Origin of the sequence: Limibacillus sp. (genome assembly GCA_037379885.1) — a bacterium.
Classification (GTDB): domain Bacteria; phylum Pseudomonadota; class Alphaproteobacteria; order Kiloniellales; family CECT-8803; genus JARRJC01.
On record JARRJC010000016.1, the window covers coordinates 39,453 to 57,579 of the forward strand.

Genomic DNA, 18,127 nt, shown 5'->3' on the forward strand with positions numbered 1-18,127 from the left:
CTCAGGCGGCGCGCTTCTGGGCGACCGGACGCGGCTCGCCACGGACCCCGGTGACGGCGGACTTTTCGTGCGCTCCATGGCCGCCCGCGACCGTCTGGGCGGGCTTGCCGAGATGACACTGGGCGCGATGGTGCTGATGCGCGCGCTCTATGACCGCGTGATCGTGGAGACCGTGGGCGTTGGCCAGTCGGAGACCGATGTCGACGAGGTTGCGGACACGGTGGTCTTCTGCGTGCAGCCGGGCTCCGGCGATTCGCTTCAGTTCATGAAGGCGGGGATCATGGAGATCCCCCACATCGCGGTCGTGACCAAGGCCGACAGCGGGCCGCAGGCGCGGCGCGCGCTCTCCGACCTGAAGGGTGCGATTTCCTTGAGCCGCGATGCGGCGGAGGCGGAGGACTGGGCGGTCCATTGCCTGACGCTCTCCGCGCGCAGCGGCGAGGGCCTGGAGGAACTGACCGCCGCGCTGGCGGAGCACTGGTCCTGGCTGGGCGAGCGGGAGCGCCTGGCCGCGCGGCGCGAGGCACAGGGGCTGCGCTGGCTGGTGGAGGCGCTGCGCGAGCGCTACGGCAAGGAGGGACTGCGGCGCTTGGGCTTGCCCGACCTGCCGCCGGGCGCCTCGCCCTTCAGCCGCCTTGCCGAACTGGCCGCCCGGCTGACCGGGCCGCAGCGGCCCTGGTGATGGTTCCCTTAAAGGGGGGTCTCTTCGCCGCCTCAAGCCTTCTCGGTCTTGGGCAGGTGCAGCCAGCCGGGGAGCGCCGGGGCGAGAGGCACCTCACCGGCGGTGATCGGCGCTTCCTCCAGCTTCTCCAGCGCACTCAGGCGCAACTCGGCCAGCGCCCGCCCACCGGCGACGGAGCGGACCCGGCCCACTTCCTTGTCCGACTGGGTGATGGCCGCTCCCTCCTCGGGCGCGCCGCCCTCGTAGGTCACCGGCAGCAGCCGCCGCTTCACCAGACCGCGGTACTTGGTGCGCGCGGTCAACTCCTGGCCCATGTAACAGCCCTTCTTCCAGTCGATGCCTTTCAGCTCGTCGAAACCGGCCTCCAGCAGCAGGGTCTTGTCGACCTCCAGGTCGCGGCTGCCGTCGGGCAGGCCGAGCGCCACGCGCCGGGCGTCGTAGTCCTGCTGGGCGCCGGGCGAGAAACCGGCCCCGGCCAGCGTCTCTTCGAGGTTCTCCAGCGGGAGGAAGGCGAGCCCGCCCATGTCGGCCAGGCGCGGGTCCATGAAGGCCAGGCCGCCGCCCCAGGGCCGCGCCGCGCCCGGCGTCTCCGGCAGGTCGAGCAGTGCGGCCACGCCCTCGCCGTAGAGCGCCACCAGGACCATCTCGGGCCGCTCGATCGCGACCTTGGAGCGCAGCTTGAAGAGGGTCAGGCGTTTCACCAGTTCCTCGGCGCGCTCGGCCTCGGGCGCGAACAGCAGCCGCTCGCCGCTGTCGATCAGGAAGAAGTCGTGGAGGTATTTGCCTTGCGGCGAGAGGAAAGCAGTCCAGAGCGCCCGCTCGGTCGAGGCCTTGGTCACGTCGTTGGAGACCAGGCCTTGAAGGAAGGAGACGCGGTCCTCCCCGGTCAGGGCCAAGACCCTGCGATGTTCCAGGACCAGATAGCGGCAAGTGTTCTCGGACATGGCTTCCTCCTCCTGCTGGCAGAGGTGGTGTGCGTGCAGCCGGGGAACAAGGCCCGCGCCGAGCGGCCTATTGGCTTTCCAGAGCGTCCAGGCGGCGGCGCAGGAAGCCGCCGATGTCGCTCTCGGCGGGCAGCAGGGTCAAGAGCGGCGTCCAGTAGGCGCGCGCCACCTCGGGCTCGCCCCGCTGGAAGGCGTACTCGCCCAGAAAGAAGCGGGCGTCGATGGAGTCCGGCTGCAGTTCCAGCGCGCGGGCGAAATAGGGCTCGGCCGCGGGCGGCAGGGTCTCGCCGCGCCCTCGCGCGCTCTCGACCAGGGCGAGCGCGGCCTCGATCTGGGCTTGCGCGTCGTCGGGCTGCAGACGGGCGATCTGTCCCAGCGCCTCGGCCTGTTTCTCCGGATCGCCCAGGACCTGATAGGAGCGGGCAAGCCGCTGCCAGCCCTCGAGGTCGTCGGGCTCCTGTTGCAGCCGCGCGGCCAGACCGGCCACCATCTCGCGGATCATCGCCTGCTGCTCTTCGTCCATGCCTTCGATGCCGCCGCCCGCGAAGGGCGGAGCGGGTTGTTGCGGGGCTTGCGCGATGTCTTCGGGCAGCTCCCGGCCCAGGTCCTGCGCCAGACCCTGGGCCGCGCGCAGCACGCCCCCGCGCCAGGAGGCGTCAGGCGGCGCCTGGCGCAGCAGGGCGACGAGCTGCTCCAGCCCTTCGTCTCGCCGTCCTTGTTCAACCAGCGCCATGGCCAGGAAGAAGCTGGCGCGCGGGTTGCCGGGCTCCAGCTCTATGGCGCGGTCCAGGGCGGCGCGCGCTTCGGCGGAGAGCCTGCCGCCGTTCGCCAGGATCAGCGCCTCGCCGAGGGCGGCGTGGTAGTCCGCGTTGTCCGGGTCGAGCGCCAGGGCGCGCCGCATGGCGCCGGCAGAGCGGCCCGGCTGGCCCAGTTGCAGGTAGATCTGGGCGAGTGTGAACTGCCCCTCCGGGTCCTCGGGATTTTCCTCAAGGCGCAGTTCGAGCTGCCGCAGCGCCTGGATCATCGGGGCTTGCGCCTGCTGCTCCTGGGCGGCGGCCTGCCGCTCGGCTTCGCGCGCGGCATAGGGGACGCCGGGCGTGTCGGGGCTGCCGATGGCGAGGTAGAGCCCCAGCGCCGCCGCCGCCAACGAGAGCCCCAGCAGAGGGGCCAGGACGCGCTGACGGCTGCTGCCGACTGCCGCGGCCTCCGGCGTTTCCTCCTCCAGCTTCAGGATGCGGCGGGAAATCTCGGTCCGGGCCGCCTCGGCGGCGGTCCCGTCGATCAGCCCGCGGCTGAGGTCGCGGTCCACTTCGCTCAACTGGGCGCGGTAGACCTCCAGCAGATGGCCGCGCCGGTCCTCGGCCCCGGTGCGCCTCACCATCAGCACGAGCGTCAGGCCGCCCGCGACCAGAAGCAAGAGGAGGAGGATGCCGATCCAAAGCGTCATGGAGATGGTGTCTTCTTCGCCAGTCAATCGAATGCGTCGAGCCTTGGCCTTATAAGGGGCCGAAGAGCGCCCAACAAGCCCAAGCGCGGCAGGGGCGGCGCGGTTGCGTCCTTTGGCCCCATCTGTCGGCTCCTCTGTTGTCGCCCTGCGCCCCAACCCCAGGATCGCTCTGGCGAAGGGCCGCGCTGTCGGGTTAGAACTAACGGGCAGCCGCGCGGTTGCTGCCCCGGCTGATGGAAGACAGTTCTTGGAGAAATGCCTTGGCCCAGACCTATGACCTGATCCTGCGCGGCGGAAGCGTCGCGACGCCCAACGGTCTCGAGACCATCGATGTAGGCGTCATGGATGGACGCATCGCCGCCCTCGGGCGCGTAGCGGGCGACGCCGCCGAGGTGATCGACGCGACCGGCCTGCACGTGCTGCCGGGCGTGATCGACAGCCAGGTGCACTTCCGCGAACCCGGTCTGGAGCACAAGGAGGACCTGGAGAGCGGCACACGGGCCGCCGCCCTGGGCGGCGTCACGGCGATCTTCGAGATGCCGAACACCAACCCTTCGACTCTCTCCGCCTCCGACCTGGAGGAAAAGCTGCGGCGTGCGAAAGGCCGCGCCTGGGTCGAGCACGCCTTCTTCATGGGTTCTTCCGAAGAGAACGCCCATGAGCTGGACGAGCTGGAGCTGCTGCCCGGCTGCTCGGGCGTGAAGATCTTCATGGGCTCTTCGACCGGCAGCCTTCTGGTCGAGGACGACGAGGCCCTGACCGAGGTGCTGCGCCACGGGCGGCGGCGCGTCTCGATCCACGCCGAGGACGAGGCGCGGCTGCGCGAGCGCATGCCGATGGTGCGCGACGGCGCGCCGGTCTCCATGCATCCCGAATGGCGCGATGTCGAGACGGCGGTGCGCGCGACCAAGCGGATCATCCGGATCGCCCGGGCGGCCGGGCGGCGCATCCACGTCTTGCACATCTCCACCGCCGAGGAGGTGCCGCTGCTGGCCGCCGCCAAGGACGTGGCGACCATGGAGGCGACGCCCCAGCACCTGACGCTTGCCGCGCCGGACTGCTACGAGCGCTGGGGCAGCTACGCCCAGATGAACCCGCCGATCCGCGAGGCCTATCACCGCGAGGGGCTGTGGCAGGCCGTGCAGTGCGGCGTGGTGGACGTCATCGGCTCCGACCACGCGCCCCACACGGCGGAGGAAAAGGCGCGGGACTATCCCAAATCGCCCTCCGGCATGCCGGGGGTTCAGACGCTGCTTCCCCTGCTGCTCAACCACATGGCCGAGGGGCGCTTGACCCTTCAGCGCCTGGTCGACCTGACCAGCGCCGGTCCGCAGCGGATCTTCGGCATCGAGGGCAAGGGCCGGATCGCGCTTGGCTACGACGCCGACTTCACGCTGGTCGACCTGAAGGCCGAGCGGACCATCGAAAAGGACTGGCTCGCCAGCAAGTGCGGCTGGTCGCCCTTCGAGGGCAAGGCCATCAAGGGCTGGCCCGTCGGCACCATCATCCGCGGCCGCTGCGTGATGCGCGACGGGCAGCTTCTGGACAGCCCCATCGGCGAGCCCGTGCGCTTCCTGGAGACCCTGCCGCAGGGGTGAGGCCGCAGGGTTGAGGCCGCTTAGCTGAGGGAGGGGGTCTTGGACATCTACAACGGCTGGTTCGACCTGAAGGAGGGCGTCCACGACCTGGATCTCGTGCGCGCCATCGAGAGCTACCTGGGCCAGTTGGAAGAGGACGGCCTGATCGCAGGCTGGCGGCTGATGCGCCGCAAGCTGGGCCTGGCGCCCGATGGCTTGGGCGAGTTCCATGTGATGATCGAGGTGACGGGACTGGCCCAGCTCGATGAGGCCTTCGGCGAGGTGGCGGCGCGCCGCGATCCGATCGAACAACTGCACCACTGCGTCAACGCCATGACGGTGAACAGCCGCTTCGCGCTCTACCGCGATTTTCCCGATCCCTTCCGGGAGACGGGGGAGGAGCGCTTCTGAGCGACCGGTTGCGCGGCGCCTGACTCCCTCCCATCTATCTGCTATCAAGCCTTCGCAGTCTTTAGCTTGGAGAAACACCGGACATGACCGCCTGCATTGTCGGCTGGAGCCACACGCCCTTCGCAAAGCATGAGAACGAAGACCTCGAGTCGCTGATCCTGAAGGTCGCGACGCAGGCGCTGGACGACGCCGGTCTCTCGCCCGAGGAGGTCGACGAGATCTACGTCGGCAACTTCAACGAGGGCTTCGCGCCGCAGGGCTTTCCCGCCTCTCTGGTGCTGCAGGCCGACGACCGTTTCCGTTTCAAGCCCGCAACGCGCGTCGAGAACGCCTGCGCGACCGGCTCCGCGGCGATCCATCAGGGACTGAAATCGATTGCCGCCAGGGACTCCCGCGTGGTGCTGGTGGTCGGCGTCGAGAAGATGACCGGCATCTCCGGCCCCGAGATCGGCAACACGCTCCTAAAGGCCTCCTACGTGAAGGAGGAGGCGGATATCGAGGGCGGTTTCGCCGGTGTCTTCGGGCGCATCGCCCAGCAGTACTTCCAGCGATATGGCGACCAGACCGACGCCCTCGCGGCGATCGCTGCGAAGAACCACAAGAACGGCGTGGCCAACCCGCTTGCGCAGATGCGCAAGGACCTGGGCTTCGAATTCTGCCGCGATGTTTCGGAGAAGAACCCTTTCGTCGCCGGGCCTCTGAAGCGCACGGACTGCTCGCTGGTGTCCGACGGCGCGGCGGCGCTGGTCCTGACCGACATGGACACCGCGCTCTCCATGAAGAAGGCCGTGGTGTTCCGCGCGGCGGCGCAGGTCAACGACTTCCTGCCCATGTCCAAGCGTGACATCATCCAGTTCGAGGGCTGTGAGGCGGCCTGGAAGAAGGCCTTCGCCCAGGCCCGCGTGGGACTGGAAGACCTCTCCTTCGTCGAGACGCACGACTGCTTCACCATCGCCGAACTGCTGGAGTACGAGGCCATGGGCCTGACGCCTCGGGGCGAGGGCGCGAAGGCTGCCTTGGAAGGCTGGACGGCCAAGGACGGAAAGCTGCCCGTGAACCCTTCGGGGGGCCTCAAATCCAAGGGCCATCCGATCGGCGCGACCGGCGTTTCCATGCATGTGATGACCGCCATGCAGTTGACCGGCACCGCCGGCGACATGCAGCTCGAGAACGCCAAGCTGGGCGGGATTTTCAACATGGGCGGGGCGGCCGTCGCCAACTACTGCTCGATTCTGGAGCCTCTGCGCTAATCCCGCTAACTGGGCCTATACGGGATCACGGTTCTGTGATGAGAGTTTCGGCTTCAGCCTGAACCGCCGGATATAACGCTCGGTTTTTCCACCGTTTCCAGGGTTTTCCGCAGAGTTATCCACAGAATGCGGTCTTTTCCCCAGACCGTCGCGGGCCGGGAGGCGCAAAAAAATCGCCCCTCAGGCGAATGCATGAGGGGCGAAGGCGACGTGAGATTGAGAAGCTGACTTGATCCTACAGGTCCCCCGGAGACCCGCAATCTCATTCCTATTAAAAAGTTTTAATAGGACAGAACAGGGAGGCCCCAGGGGACGCTCACGGGCGGGCGGCGTGGCGCTGCTTTGGCGACGCCAAGAGGATCGCCCCCGGTCAATCTCGCTGTTGCGGGGTTCCCTTTCATCATTCCGACCCTTAGGTAGGGTTAGGTTTCTTATACCCGTGGTTCGGACCCGGGACGGTCACGACAAGAACGGAAAGGAGGTCATGATGACCAGCATGAGCAGCACGACTGGAGAGCGGATTGCCAAGGCCCGCGGCAACCTCGGCCTGAGCATCGAGGACGTGGCGGGCCGGGCGGGCGTCCGTGGCGCGACCGTCGAGAGCTGGGAAGCCGGGACCACCGAGCCCCGGCCCAACAAGCTCCTGCAGCTTGCCGGCATCCTGGAAGTTTCCTTGATGTGGCTGATGACCGGCATCGCCGCCCAGGACGAGGACCGCGTGGTCGAGTTCGATCCCCTGGCGCGCCTGGACCGTAAACTGGAACGCGCGCTGGCCCTGCAGGCCGAGGGCTCCAGGGTCCTGAGCGAGATTGCCGATGAGCTGGCCGGTCTGCGTGACGAGAAAACCGGCGCCGCGTAGCGCCAGAAGACGCTCTTGGATAGAAGGCACGCTTAGGAAAAAAGAATGGTCAAAGCCGTAGACATCAACGCGGTTCTGCAGGAGTTGCCGCTTCTGAAGGACCGGACGCGCCACACCAGCGAAGCGGAGGCAGGGCCCGCCTTCGCGACCCTTGCCGAGTTCGGCGACGGCGGAATCTTCGCGGGCAGCTTCCAGGGTGAGAGCTCCTGGGAGCGGCACCCTGCGGGTGACGAGATCGTGCAAGTGCTTGGCGGACGCACCCGCCTCACCATCCTGACCGGCGAAGGTGAGCAGGTCTTGGAGATGAGCGCCGGTCACGTGACCGTCGTTCCCAAGGGCTGCTGGCACCGCTTCGAGGCGCCGGAAGGCGTCACCGTAATGACCGCCACACCGCTCCCCACTGAACACTCCGTGGAAGACCCGAAGATCGTCTAGCGCGATAGGCGCCGTGGCTGCGGTCTCACTCTTTCCGACCGAGCATTGGCCGCAAAAGAACACGTATTGAACGTTCTATTTTAATTGCATTGTTAATGTAATTTTCGCGCGATAGAATTTCTGTGCCTCAGAGCGAGCACAGGGACTTCGAACGATGCGTAGATTGCTAGCCGTTCTCACGATCCTCTCCTTTTTATCTGCCATTTCTCCCCAGCCCTCTTTGGCAAACCAAGGTGGCGGTGGAGGCGACCGGGACGATCTGCCCAGAACAAGCATTGCTGCTGTAGAGTTCGCGCTTTTCAATCAATCGCTGAATTACCTGATGGTGATCTATCTGGCCACTGTGGTGCAGATCGTCACGTACTTGCATCTCAGGGACCTCGTTCAACCAAAGCAAATCCGCAAGTCGAGGGGATTCTTATTCTTTTCCTCGCCCTCGGAGACGGAAGAGGTCCCGGAGGTCCCCAACCCGAGGCCTTTGGGATCGGTCTACCAGTTCGGCGGCAGCCTGATCATTCAGGTGGACCCCAGCTTCCCCGGGGCTGACGGCGATCCGATTTCCGAGAAGCCAGACGCGGCCGTGCGATTGATCGAAACGGACGGCAAGGGCAACGCCGACGTCTACGACCTGCCCGGCGGGTCGCTCAACTTCACCCAAAACTCCGAACAGATGCAAAGCACTCTCCAAGGAGTCTATGCGGACTTCGAAGCCAACATGGATGAGGCAAAGCATATCGGCGATGTGGACTACGGATGGGATGAGACGGAGGTGCGGCACGTAATCCGCTTGAACTACAGCTTCTGAACAGAAAGCGACCTGCGCCTTAAAGCGGGCAAAGCGGGAGACAGAGGAGGAAACCATGAAACTCAGAAAGATTTTTCTTGCAGGCGTAGCGGCCTGTGCGATCGCCACGGCGCCGACGCTGGCCCTGTCGAACCAGGGCGGCGGGGGCGAGCGTGATTCCGGTGGCGTCGGCGGCGTTACTTGGAATCAGGGAAAGAAAAACCCCCAGGTGCGCGCCATCGAGTATCAGCTGATGGTCGCTCAGTTCTTGGTGATCCAGTACTACGTCAATCTGATCGTCACCCTCAGTCTGCCGGTTGATTCATCGCAGTTCGTCGATGGCGGCGGAAGCTTCTTCGATATCTTTTCCGGTGGTGACGACGACGAATGGCGGCACTATGGCTCAGCCATAAGATACGGCTCCACGATCTATGGCGTGCCGACCTACCCCGGCACGCCGACTACGCCGACGAGTACGCCGCCAGGGGCCCCTCCGGGCACGCCTCCAGCGCCGCCGACGGACGGCCCGCCGCCGCCACCGCCACCACCACCGCCGCCTCCTGATGGCGGCGGAGGCGGAGGAGATTCCTCGGGAGACAGCGGATCGTCTGGCACGATGACGAGCACGTCGGCCTCGGACCCGAATCAGCCGCCCCCGGGCGGCTGCGGAGAGGTTCCCGACACCAACTCCAATTGGGAGATCAAGGAACAGGCCGACGATTCGAATGAGATCGCCTGGGAAGTGCCGCCCAAGGCCATCAGTCAATCCTGTTTCGACGCCTTGGCCGAACAGAAGCGCGAAGAACTGCGCATGATCTACGCCGCCGAGACGCTGCCAGAAGGGGCGGTCAAGATCGGTGACATAGAAATGAAGGAAGAGGACGGCAAGACCACCTTCCGCATCGTGCGCGACCAGTAGAGGCTCGGCAGAGGCTCGACAACCGAGGTTTTCCCCGCCCGCCGCTTAAGATCATAGCGGTGGGCGGGGTCGCCGTTTGTCAGGCCAGCGAGCTTTGAAGCCTTCGCTCTAGGCTTGAGCGCTGATGTCTGCCGCTTTCGTGGAGCCGCTATCGCCGCCCGCCCGGGCCAAGACATACCCTGAGACCGCGTTCAGCAGGGCGTCAAAGTCGTCGAGCAGGCGGCCGCTGTTGGCGTCCACGTAGCGTTCGGCGTCGAGCAGTTGGACGAAGATCGCCTCGTTGCCGGAAGGTATCTCCGAGGTCCCGGCCGTGATCGGCGAGACGCTTCGCGCGAGGCCCGGGACGATCTGCACGGGTTCATGCGTGCGCCAGCCGACGACCAGACGCCAGGGCAGGTGGCCTGACACGTTGTAGTTGCTCATGTGGATCAGGGCGCGCAGATGGGCCGCGCTCGGTAGCTCGTCGGTACAGTGCTGCGCCGCCAGCTCCTCCAGAGGTACGGAGGCGGCGAGCAGGAACTTGGGTTCAGGGATGATCTCGGACATGGACGATGGTTCCCCGTTTACGATTGCTTCAAGTATAAATAGGAGAAATTGAATGTTCTCAAGGGGGCATCTTGCGTAAGGCTGGTCGTGTGACAGGGCTCCGCAGGGCTCGAACCCAAGAGCCCGCCAAGGGGCTTGTCCGGAACCGGGGGCTACGCCATCTGAACGGCATGCGAAATGCACTTCTTGCGCTACTTCTCGGCGCCTGGGCCGCCTTGTCTTCCTTGACCGCCGGGTCCAGCTCGGCGGCGGAGCCAAAGCTGCTCGGCGATCACCCCTTGGCCGGCACCCTTTGGCGAACCGACGTCGGGGTGGAGATCAGCCAGGTCGATCTGGCCGGACCGCTGCGCGATGCACGCTATCTGCTGCTCGGCGAGAAGCACGACAATGCCCTGCACCACGCTCTCCAGGCCCGGCTGCTCGCCCTGCTGGTCGAAGCCGGCCGGCGACCCGCGGTGGTCTGGGAGATGTTGGAGCCGCAGCACCAACCCGTCATGGAAGCGGCCAGGCTGGAGGAACTCGGGCCACTGGGAGCAGCCCTCGAATGGGAGGCGCGGGGTTGGCCGAGTTGGCCTGACTACGCGGGCATCGCGGGTGTCGCACTCCTGAACGACCTGCCCCAGTCCGCCGGGCAGCCGCCCCGAGAATTGATCCGGGGCCTGGCGCGCGGCGAGGCTCTGCCGGAAGAGCAAGCGGCGCGGCTCGGCTGGGAGCGGGACTATAGCGAGGCCCAACTCGATCCCCTGCTGGAGCAGCTCTCGGCGTCCCACTGTGGCTTCTTGCCGGACGAAGCGCTGCCCGGCATGGCGAAGGTGCAGCGCCTGCGCGACGCCTGGATGGCGGCCGCCATGAAGGAGGCGGGACGGGAAGATGGCGCGGTCCTGATCGCCGGCGCCCAGCACGTGCGCGAGGACCGAGGCGTGCCCTGGCTTCTGGAGGAGGAGGCGCTGACCGTCGCCTTCGTCGAGGTACGGCGGGGCGAGGAAGACCCCGAAGCCTATGATGCCTTCGACCCGGCGCTCTTCGATTTCGTCTGGTTCACCCCGCGCGTCGACGAGGACGACCCTTGCGAGCGCTTCCGCGAGCAGATGAAACAGTCCGGAAAGGGCTGACCGGCTTCTCCCGACATCTCCGTGGCCGATCCCGCCAGGGCGCGCTTGTTGTCGCGGCCTTGGCTGCCTACCATCTTCAGCGGTGATCTTGGAGGAGCGGCGTCATGAGCGAGCACGGCTACGACAAGGGACGGCTGAACCTTCCCTTCGTCGGCATCTGCAGTTTCGGCAAGCAGCCCGTCTGCACGGACTGGGACGCCATCGAGGCCGATGCCGCGATCCTGGGCGCGCCCTTCGACATGGGCACGCAGTACCGGGCCGGCGCGCGCTTCGGCCCGCGCGCGATTCGCGAGGCCTCGACCCTCTTTTCCTTCGGGCACGGCGGCGCCTACGACTTCGAGGACGATGTCACCTACCTGCCGGTCGACAAGGTGAAGCTGGTGGACATCGGCGATGCCGACATGATCCACACCGACACCCTGAAGAGCCACGACAACATCGAACTCGGCGTGCGCAAGATCCTGAAGGCGGGCGCGCTGCCGGTGGTGCTCGGTGGCGACCATTCGGTGCACATCCCCTGCATCCGCGCCTTCGACGATCAGCCGCCGGTCCACATCGTCCACATCGATGCGCACCTGGATTTCGTCGACGAGCGCCACGGCGTGCGCTATGGCCATGGCAATCCCCTGCGCCGCGCCTCGGAGATGAAGCACGTGACCGGCTTCACGCAGCTTGGGATCCGCAATGTCTCTTCCTCCAACCGCAGCGACTACGAGGCGGCGCGCAAGGCGGGGTCCGACATCCTTTCTGTGCGCCAGTTCCGCAAGCTGGGCGTGGAAGGCGTCCTGGACCGCATTCCCGAGGGCGTCCGATACTATGCGACCATCGACGTCGACGGCTTCGATCCCTCGATCGCCCCCGGCACCGGCACGCCCAGCCACGGCGGCTTCCAGTACTACGAGGTGCTGGAGCTGTTCCAGGGGCTGAGCCGGAAGGGCGAGATCGTCGGCATCGACTTCGTCGAGGTGGCGCCGGACTACGACCAGGGCGGCACCACGGCTTTCCTGGCCGCCCAGTTCCTGATGAACGTCCTGGGCTTCATCTTTCACGCCAAGGGCAAGAGCAGCTAGCGGCTTGGGGCAGATGGAACTGAACGCAGACTTCGATAAGCGCGCCCTGGTCCATGCCGCCGACGAGCCCTGGGTCGCCTCGCCCATGAAGGGGGTGGAGCGCCGCATGCTCGACCGGATAGGCGGAGAGGTCGCGCGCGCCACCTCCATCGTGCGCTACGCCGAGGGCAGCCACTTCAGCCCCCATGTGCATCACGGCGGGGAGGAGTTCCTGGTGCTGGACGGCGTGTTCCAGGACGAACACGGCGACTACCCGGCGGGCAGCTACGTGCGCAATCCGCCCCGCTCGCGCCATACCCCGGGTGCGGCGGCGGGCTGCCTGCTCTTCGTCAAGCTCTGGCAGTTCGATCCGGAGGACCCAACCTTCGTGCGCCTGGACAGCGCGAAGATGCCGCGTCTGCCCGCTCCTGGCCGTCCGGGCGTCGACCTGGTTCCGCTGTTCAAGGACGAGCGGGAGGAGGTGCGCCTGGAGCATTGGGCGCCCTGCGCGCGGATCGACCTCGATCTGCCCGGCGGTCTGGAACTGCTGCTGTTGGAGGGCGGGCTGACGTGGTCCGGGGAGACCTTGAAGCCCCATTCCTGGGCCCGCTTGCCGAAGGGCGACCGGCTGGTCGCCGAAGCGGGGGCGGAGGGCGCCAAGCTCTGGGTCAAGGAAGGCCACCTGAGGCAAAAGCCCCAGGCGCCGGACCCGGATTGACCGTCCAGACTCTGACCGTCCAGACTCCCTGTTAGGAGGTGGTCGGCTTGCTGTTGTGGTGGCAGCCGCTGCCGGGCGCGCAAGGGCTGCTCTGGCCCGTGGGCGTGGTGGTCTTCGGCTGCGTGGCTTCGCCGCTGGCGATCTGGGCCGAGCTGTCGGCCTTCGCGACGGCGGCGGGCATCAGGGCCGCGCCCATGGCGAGGGTCGCGACGGAAAGGGCGACGGCGGACTTCTTCATCATGACTTCGGTCCTCTTCCTTTCAAACGGGCCTATGGTCATGAGAATAGCGCAAACCGGCGCAAAGGCCAAAAGCAGGGAACATCAGGGTATCCTTGCAGACTGCGGCGGCTCCCCCGGCGCTTCGAGGGAGAGCAGGATGCTGGGCTCCTGAAGCAGATAGAAGCGCCGCGCAGGTGTCGGATCGGTGATCAGGAAGGAAAAGCGCGCCGCTTCTCCCTGCAGCACCTCACCGCCGAAGAAGGTCACGTGGTCGCGGGGTTCGTCGAGCTGGCGCCAACCTTCGAAGCGGTCTGTTTCGATATGCCGCTTGCTGCCGTACATCTGCCCGAAGGAGAGGCCGTCGCCATAGTCGCTCGGCGTGCCCGGCTCCTCGCGCAGTTCGATATCGAAAACGCCCCAGTCGCGTCCGCTGCCGTTGATCACGATCTTCACCACCGTGATGTTGAGGAAATCCAGGAAGGTGGAGGGGCTGCGGGTTGGATCCTGCGGCTGTTGCGATGTGATGGTCAGCAGCGCCGGGCCGTCGCCGGTGATCTCCTCGACGATGACGATCGGGTCCTCACGGCTGCCTTCGCCAGTGACCGACAGCAGGCGGAACCCGCCCCGCTCGTCGCTGAACAGGAGCCCGCCCGCCGCGAACTCCGCCGCTTGCGCGCTCTCCGCCGCCAGCAGCATCGCCAAGCACGCGAGAAGGCGGCGGGCCCTGTCCATGCGCTAGTCGGGAACCGGGGCCGAGCGGAAGGCCGCCGTCTGTTCGCAGCGGGCGGAGTAGGCGGCCAGCGCCGGGTGGCGCGCCAGGATTTCCAGGTTCGGGCGCACCTTGTTGGCAAAGGCGATGGCGACGCCGGTGGTGACGTCCGCCTGGTTCATGGCTTCGCCGCCACTCAACCAAGCCTCGTCGCCCAGCGCGGAAACCTGTTCTTCCAGCGCCTCAAGGCCGCTCAGAACCTGCTTCTCGTTGTGGTCGATCCAAGGCTGATGGACGATCTCCGCGGGCCGGAAACGACCCTCGTAGAAGGCCCAGACCGCCTTGTCCATGACGCCGGTGGCAAGGGCGCAAGTCCTCAAGACGTCGCGCCGGGCCTTGCCTTCGGCGGGCACCAGACGCTTTTCCGGCGGCATCATCATGTCGAGCGCATCCAGGATGGCCGCGCTTTCGAACACGGCTTCCCCATCGTCCAGCAGCAGGGTCGGGATCCGGACCAGTGGGTTATGCGGGCGGACGGGGTCGGGCGTCGTGAAGACCGAGAGCGTCTCCAGTTCAAAGGGGATCTCCAGCAGATGAAGGCTGATCGCCACGCGCCGCGTGTAGGGGGACAGGAAGTTGCCATAGAGTTTCATGATCTGGATATCGCTCCCAAAATTGCCGCTCGCTGCTTGGCGCATGATAGACGGGGGCCTGAGGCGCCCGCCATCCTGCTTTTGCTCATAATGCCTTGGCCGCTTTCCCGTCCTGGGCCAACGCTTCGCTGCCGGCGGCAAGGCAGATGAGCACGGCCCCTCCCGCTTCGCTCCAACCGAAGGGTTGATCGAGGAAGATCGCGGCGGACAAAAGGCCCGAGACGATCTCTCCGGTCAGGAGGAATCCCAGCTTGCCCGGCGGCAGGCTCAAGGCGCCCCAAAAGCAGATCACCACGATCGGCAGCATGTAGGCGGCACCGATCACGAGGCCGCCCAACCAGTCGCCCAGCGCGGCCTCGGCCTGGCTGGGAATGAAAAGCAGCAATAGAAGGCCGCTGGCGACGGCCCCCAGCAGGCAGTGGAAGCTGCCGATGCGGAGGTCCGTTCCCTTGCCACCGAACAGAAGCGCGCTGCCGACCGCCCAGGCCAGACCCGAGGCCAGGGCCATGGCGTCGCCCAGTCCCGCCTGATCGCTGAAGTCGACCTCGCCGCCGGTCAGGACCAGGAGTCCCGCCGCGCTCAAGCCCAGCGCGGCGAAGCGGCGCGGGCCCGCGCGGCGGCCCATGAAGACCATCTCGATCAGGGTGCTCCAGGCGGGCGACATGTAGAACAGCAGCACGGCGCGCGCCACGTCCGTCGCCAGCAGGGAGCTGGCGTAGAGCGTGATCGCCAAGCCGAAGAGAAAGCCGCCCGCAAGCGTGCGCCCCTCCAAGAAGCGCGCCAGAGCGGGCCGGCGGTAGAGCAGGATGGCGGCGGACAAGGCGAGCGCCCCGAGGTTCAGCAGCAAGCCAGGCCAAACCGCTGAGAAGCCGCGCGCCTCGACGAACATGATGGGAACCCAGTAGACGCCCCAGAGCAGCGTGACGAAGAGCACCCAAATCGTCGGACTCCGCCAAACGGAACCGGGGAGGCTCTTTTCTTCCTGTGCCGTCATGACCGCCTCCGCCCTGGGCTGTGAGTTGCTGCGCCCGCGCATCCTGGCAGAGTGCCGCCAGAGCCGCCAGCCGTAGCCTTACGGGTCGGGCTCTGGCATCTTGGCCGCCGGTTTACACCGGAAGAAGGGCGGGGAAGCAGCATGACCCTGGAGCGGATCACGGCGGTCGAGGCCAAAGCGCGCCTGCAAGAGGTTCTTGATGGAAGGGGCGAGCTGGCCTTTCTCGACCTGCGCGAGGCGGGTCAGTATGGAGAGGGGCACCCCTTCTTCGTCGTGAACCTGCCCTACAGCCGGCTGGAGCGTCTGGCGCCGGACTTGCTGCCGCGCGAGGAGACGCCGCTTTTGCTTCTGGATGACGGCGACGGCATCTCGGAGCGCGCAGCCAGGCGCCTCGAGGCTTTGGGATACCCGAACCTCGCCATGATCGACGGCGGCGCCGCGGCTTGGGAGGCGGCGGGCTACGGGCTGTTCAAGGGCGTGAACCTGCCCTCCAAGGCCTTCGGCGAGCTGGTCGAGGCGGAGATGCACACGCCCTCGATCCCGCCCGAGCGTCTCGCCGAGTGGCTGTCGTCGGAGGACCCGCCGCTGGTCCTGGATGGGCGCAGTCCCCAGGAGTTCCAGAAGATGGCGATCCCCGGCGGGCGGAGTTGCCCCAACGCCGAGTTGCCCTTCCGTCTGGAGCAGTTGCTGGACCGGCCCGATCGTCCGGTGGTGGTGAACTGCGCGGGGCGCACCCGCTCCATCATCGGCGCCCAGGGGCTGATAAACGCCGGTTTCGATAACCCCATCTACGCGCTGGAGAACGGGACCCAGGGCTGGGAGCTGGCCGGTCTGTCGCTGGAGCGCGGGGGCAAGGCCGCCCGCTTGCCGGAGCCGCAGGGGCCGCAGCGTGAGCGCGCGCGCCGCCGTGCCGCCGCCTACCGCGCGCGCTTCGGCGTCCCCACTGCCGATTGGGCTAGCCTGACGGCGTGGCGGGAAGACCCAGACCGCAGCTTCTACCTGTTCGATGTACGCACCGTCGAGGAGTTCGCCAGCGGGCACCTGCCAGGCGCACGCCACGCGCCGGGCGGACAGCTCGTCCAGGCGACCGACCTCTGGGTTGCGGTGCGGGGCGCGCGCATCGTCCTCTGTGACGACTGCGGCCTGCGCGCCGCCGTGACGGCGGCCTGGCTGCGCGGCATGGGGCACGATGCGCGGCCCCTGGACCTGGACGTCACGCAGGCTGAAGAGTTGGAACGGCAGACACCCGCCGCGGCCCTGCCTCCTGAGCCCGGCATCCCGGTGATCGCGCCGGGCGAGATTTCGCAGAAGGGGCTGGCGGGCGTCCCGCTGTTCGACTTCTCCAGCTCCACGGCGTTCCGGGCCGGGCATCCGAGCGGCGCGCGCTGGGCGAGCCGGGCGCGCCTCTCGGAGGTTCCGGCCTCGGCCGTCTTGACCGCCGACGACCCCTGGAACGCATCTTTGGCGGCCTTGGATCTGGCGGAGGAGGGGCGCGCCGCGCAGGCGGTGGTCCTGGGGTCGCGCTCCGAGTGGGAGGCCGCCGGCTACGGCACCGTGGCGACGCCAAAGGTCCCGAGCGATGCGGAGAGCATCGACTACCTCTTCTTCGTGCACGACCGCCATGACGGCAATCTGGAGGCCGCGCGGCAGTACCTTGCCTGGGAGACGGGCCTGCTGGACCGCATGGACGAAAGCGAGAAGGCGGTTCTGAGGCCGCCCAAGCCCGTGGCCTAAGAAGCGCGGGCGAAGACCTCGGCCATCAGATCCTCGAAGAAGGCCGCGTCCTCCTGGGTGAAGGCCGCGGGCTGGTCGGAATCGATGTCCAGCACCGCGATCAGCCGACCGGTCGCGTCGAAGACCGGCACCACCAGTTCCGAGCGGGTCGAGGCCGCGCAGGCGATGTGCCCCGGAAAAGCCTCCACATCCTCAACCAGCTGGGTCTTCTCCTCGCGCGCCGCTGCCCCGCAGACGCCCCGGTCGAAGGGGATCACCAGACAGCCGTGCCCGCCCTGGTAGGGTCCGATCTTGAGAAGCTTCTCATCGACTCGGCGGTAGAAGCCGACCCAATCGAAGCGGGGGTCGGCATGAAAGATCTCGGCCGCCAGGGTCGCCATTTTGGCGATCACGTCCGCCTCGCCATCCACCAGCGCCAGGATTCTCTGGCGGAGTTCCTTGGACGTCATCCGTTCCTTCACTGGCATGCTCATCGCCATCCGACCCCTTGGTTCCTGAAAAGCCTCGCTTGCTCGTCGGCCTTGGATTTGGGCTGCGCTGTCCCGGCGCGCAAGCGGCATTTTCCGGCATGCACGCATAAACTTATAAATATGCATTATTAAACATTTTTTTATCGCCCTTAAACGCTTGTATGGAGGGCTTTGTAAGGGTAAAAACGCAACCCATAGGTTCTGATAAGATTGCTTGAGACTCCGGGGGGACTCCATGTCGAAAAACAGGCGCTTGCTGCTTGGACACCTGCTTTCCAGCACGGCTTTGGTGGGGGCGTCGGCTGTCGGCCTGACCGTAACGGCGCCGGTTGGCTCCGCGCTCGCCGATTGCTCGACCGGCATGCCCATGCCTGGACAAACCGTCAATTGCAGCGGTGTCGACAACACGGGAGTCTACGCCGGGAACGGCTACCGCAACATCACGGTGAGGTCGGTGCCCAACGGCACCGGGCTCGGCGCCGCCCAGTTCGGCGCGCTCGAAAGTCTGGATATCTTCCAGCAGTCGCTGGTTGGTCAGGATGGCAACCCGCCAGCCCGTCGGAAGCGGAATAGACCACAGGCTCCTGCTGCTGGCCCTCCTGCTGCTGGCCCTC

At 66.7% G+C, this 18,127-nt stretch carries 21 protein-coding genes; 13 read left to right on the forward strand and 8 right to left on the reverse strand.

Annotated features, from left to right (window positions below; genetic code table 11):
- The coding region (locus P8X75_07260; GenBank protein ID MEJ1994999.1) for a methylmalonyl Co-A mutase-associated GTPase MeaB at positions 1-682 on the forward strand (682 nt) is incomplete at its 5' end.
- A 32-nt stretch (positions 683-714) separates the two neighbouring features.
- On the opposite strand, the gene P8X75_07265 is transcribed toward P8X75_07260, so the two are convergent.
- Together P8X75_07265 and ccmI are read right to left on the reverse strand one after the other, a co-directional pair.
- The gene (locus P8X75_07265; protein MEJ1995000.1) at positions 715-1,626 is read right to left on the reverse strand and encodes a hypothetical protein; all 912 of its coding nucleotides are present in this window, start codon (positions 1,624-1,626) and stop codon (positions 715-717) included.
- A gap of 67 nt (positions 1,627-1,693) precedes the next feature.
- Entirely contained in the window at positions 1,694-3,073 is a 1,380-nt protein-coding gene (gene ccmI, locus P8X75_07270; GenBank protein ID MEJ1995001.1) for a c-type cytochrome biogenesis protein CcmI, read from the reverse strand.
- Between the two features lie 260 nt (positions 3,074-3,333).
- Here ccmI and P8X75_07275 point away from each other — a divergent pair, with 260 nt between their 5' ends.
- From P8X75_07275 to P8X75_07305, 7 genes are all read left to right on the forward strand, one after another.
- On the forward strand, positions 3,334-4,671 hold the full coding sequence (locus P8X75_07275; GenBank protein MEJ1995002.1) for a dihydroorotase: 1,338 nt from the start codon (positions 3,334-3,336) through the stop codon (positions 4,669-4,671).
- A 39-nt stretch (positions 4,672-4,710) separates the two neighbouring features.
- A complete protein-coding gene (locus P8X75_07280) occupies positions 4,711-5,061 on the forward strand; it encodes a hypothetical protein (GenBank protein ID MEJ1995003.1) in 351 nt (116 codons plus the stop codon).
- Between the two features lie 83 nt (positions 5,062-5,144).
- Entirely contained in the window at positions 5,145-6,311 is a 1,167-nt protein-coding gene (locus P8X75_07285) for an acetyl-CoA acetyltransferase (protein ID MEJ1995004.1), read from the forward strand.
- 496 nt (positions 6,312-6,807) lie between these two features.
- The gene (locus tag P8X75_07290; protein ID MEJ1995005.1) at positions 6,808-7,170 is read left to right on the forward strand and encodes a helix-turn-helix transcriptional regulator; all 363 of its coding nucleotides are present in this window, start codon (positions 6,808-6,810) and stop codon (positions 7,168-7,170) included.
- A gap of 45 nt (positions 7,171-7,215) precedes the next feature.
- On the forward strand, positions 7,216-7,605 hold the full coding sequence (locus P8X75_07295) for a cupin domain-containing protein (protein ID MEJ1995006.1): 390 nt from the start codon (positions 7,216-7,218) through the stop codon (positions 7,603-7,605).
- A 154-nt stretch (positions 7,606-7,759) separates the two neighbouring features.
- The gene (locus P8X75_07300; GenBank protein MEJ1995007.1) at positions 7,760-8,410 is read left to right on the forward strand and encodes a hypothetical protein; all 651 of its coding nucleotides are present in this window, start codon (positions 7,760-7,762) and stop codon (positions 8,408-8,410) included.
- Positions 8,411-8,465: 55 nt separating this feature from the next.
- The gene (locus P8X75_07305) at positions 8,466-9,308 is read left to right on the forward strand and encodes a hypothetical protein (protein ID MEJ1995008.1); all 843 of its coding nucleotides are present in this window, start codon (positions 8,466-8,468) and stop codon (positions 9,306-9,308) included.
- Between the two features lie 108 nt (positions 9,309-9,416).
- Here the strand turns inward: P8X75_07305 and P8X75_07310 are convergent, their stop codons facing one another.
- Positions 9,417-9,854 carry a hypothetical protein gene (locus tag P8X75_07310; GenBank protein ID MEJ1995009.1) on the reverse strand — a complete coding sequence of 146 codons (438 nt, stop codon included), beginning with the start codon at positions 9,852-9,854 and terminating at the stop codon, positions 9,417-9,419.
- 215 nt (positions 9,855-10,069) lie between these two features.
- Here P8X75_07310 and P8X75_07315 point away from each other — a divergent pair, with 215 nt between their 5' ends.
- From P8X75_07315 to P8X75_07325, 3 genes are all read left to right on the forward strand, one after another.
- The gene (locus tag P8X75_07315; protein ID MEJ1995010.1) at positions 10,070-10,966 is read left to right on the forward strand and encodes a ChaN family lipoprotein; all 897 of its coding nucleotides are present in this window, start codon (positions 10,070-10,072) and stop codon (positions 10,964-10,966) included.
- 104 nt (positions 10,967-11,070) lie between these two features.
- Positions 11,071-12,036, forward strand: a complete 966-nt coding sequence (gene speB, locus P8X75_07320) for an agmatinase (protein ID MEJ1995011.1) — start codon at positions 11,071-11,073, stop codon at positions 12,034-12,036.
- A gap of 13 nt (positions 12,037-12,049) precedes the next feature.
- Entirely contained in the window at positions 12,050-12,733 is a 684-nt protein-coding gene (locus P8X75_07325) for a cupin domain-containing protein (GenBank protein ID MEJ1995012.1), read from the forward strand.
- 31 nt (positions 12,734-12,764) lie between these two features.
- Here P8X75_07325 and P8X75_07330 read toward each other — a convergent pair whose 3' ends face one another.
- From P8X75_07330 to P8X75_07345, 4 genes are all read right to left on the reverse strand, one after another.
- Positions 12,765-12,974 (reverse strand): hypothetical protein, encoded by a 210-nt coding sequence (locus P8X75_07330; GenBank protein ID MEJ1995013.1) that lies wholly within the window; start codon positions 12,972-12,974, stop codon positions 12,765-12,767.
- Positions 12,975-13,055: 81 nt separating this feature from the next.
- Positions 13,056-13,685: a hypothetical protein gene (locus P8X75_07335; protein ID MEJ1995014.1), complete on the reverse strand. Its 630-nt coding sequence runs from the start codon at positions 13,683-13,685 to the stop codon at positions 13,056-13,058.
- A gap of 3 nt (positions 13,686-13,688) precedes the next feature.
- Positions 13,689-14,315: a glutathione S-transferase family protein gene (locus P8X75_07340; GenBank protein ID MEJ1995015.1), complete on the reverse strand. Its 627-nt coding sequence runs from the start codon at positions 14,313-14,315 to the stop codon at positions 13,689-13,691.
- An 85-nt stretch (positions 14,316-14,400) separates the two neighbouring features.
- Positions 14,401-15,309: a DMT family transporter gene (locus tag P8X75_07345; protein MEJ1995016.1), complete on the reverse strand. Its 909-nt coding sequence runs from the start codon at positions 15,307-15,309 to the stop codon at positions 14,401-14,403.
- Between the two features lie 141 nt (positions 15,310-15,450).
- Here P8X75_07345 and P8X75_07350 point away from each other — a divergent pair, with 141 nt between their 5' ends.
- On the forward strand, positions 15,451-17,043 hold the full coding sequence (locus tag P8X75_07350; protein ID MEJ1995017.1) for a rhodanese-like domain-containing protein: 1,593 nt from the start codon (positions 15,451-15,453) through the stop codon (positions 17,041-17,043).
- Here the strand turns inward: P8X75_07350 and P8X75_07355 are convergent.
- A complete protein-coding gene (locus P8X75_07355) occupies positions 17,040-17,516 on the reverse strand; it encodes a GAF domain-containing protein (GenBank protein MEJ1995018.1) in 477 nt (158 codons plus the stop codon). The genes P8X75_07350 and P8X75_07355 overlap by 4 nt on opposite strands.
- Positions 17,517-17,748: 232 nt before the next feature.
- Between P8X75_07355 and P8X75_07360 the strand changes: the two genes are divergently transcribed.
- Positions 17,749-18,127 (forward strand): hypothetical protein (locus P8X75_07360; GenBank protein ID MEJ1995019.1); only part of this gene is annotated, 379 nt, incomplete at its 3' end.

Excerpts from the sequence above, each read along its gene's own strand:
- P8X75_07265 (MEJ1995000.1), bottom strand. The coding sequence starts at position 1,626 with ATGTCCGAGAACACTTGCCGCTATCTGGTCCTGGAACATCGCAGGGTC.
- ccmI (MEJ1995001.1), bottom strand. The coding sequence starts at position 3,073 with ATGACGCTTTGGATCGGCATCCTCCTCCTCTTGCTTCTGGTCGCGGGC.
- P8X75_07285 (MEJ1995004.1), top strand. The coding sequence starts at position 5,145 with ATGACCGCCTGCATTGTCGGCTGGAGCCACACGCCCTTCGCAAAGCAT.
- P8X75_07290 (MEJ1995005.1), top strand. The coding sequence starts at position 6,808 with ATGAGCAGCACGACTGGAGAGCGGATTGCCAAGGCCCGCGGCAACCTC.
- P8X75_07295 (MEJ1995006.1), top strand. The coding sequence starts at position 7,216 with ATGGTCAAAGCCGTAGACATCAACGCGGTTCTGCAGGAGTTGCCGCTT.
- P8X75_07300 (MEJ1995007.1), top strand. The coding sequence starts at position 7,760 with ATGCGTAGATTGCTAGCCGTTCTCACGATCCTCTCCTTTTTATCTGCC.
- P8X75_07305 (MEJ1995008.1), top strand. The coding sequence starts at position 8,466 with ATGAAACTCAGAAAGATTTTTCTTGCAGGCGTAGCGGCCTGTGCGATC.
- P8X75_07310 (MEJ1995009.1), bottom strand. The coding sequence starts at position 9,854 with ATGTCCGAGATCATCCCTGAACCCAAGTTCCTGCTCGCCGCCTCCGTA.
- speB (MEJ1995011.1), top strand. The coding sequence starts at position 11,071 with ATGAGCGAGCACGGCTACGACAAGGGACGGCTGAACCTTCCCTTCGTC.
- P8X75_07325 (MEJ1995012.1), top strand. The coding sequence starts at position 12,050 with ATGGAACTGAACGCAGACTTCGATAAGCGCGCCCTGGTCCATGCCGCC.
- P8X75_07330 (MEJ1995013.1), bottom strand. The coding sequence starts at position 12,974 with ATGATGAAGAAGTCCGCCGTCGCCCTTTCCGTCGCGACCCTCGCCATG.
- P8X75_07335 (MEJ1995014.1), bottom strand. The coding sequence starts at position 13,685 with ATGGACAGGGCCCGCCGCCTTCTCGCGTGCTTGGCGATGCTGCTGGCG.
- P8X75_07340 (MEJ1995015.1), bottom strand. The coding sequence starts at position 14,315 with ATGAAACTCTATGGCAACTTCCTGTCCCCCTACACGCGGCGCGTGGCG.
- P8X75_07345 (MEJ1995016.1), bottom strand. The coding sequence starts at position 15,309 with ATGACGGCACAGGAAGAAAAGAGCCTCCCCGGTTCCGTTTGGCGGAGT.
- P8X75_07350 (MEJ1995017.1), top strand. The coding sequence starts at position 15,451 with ATGACCCTGGAGCGGATCACGGCGGTCGAGGCCAAAGCGCGCCTGCAA.
- P8X75_07355 (MEJ1995018.1), bottom strand. The coding sequence starts at position 17,516 with ATGAGCATGCCAGTGAAGGAACGGATGACGTCCAAGGAACTCCGCCAG.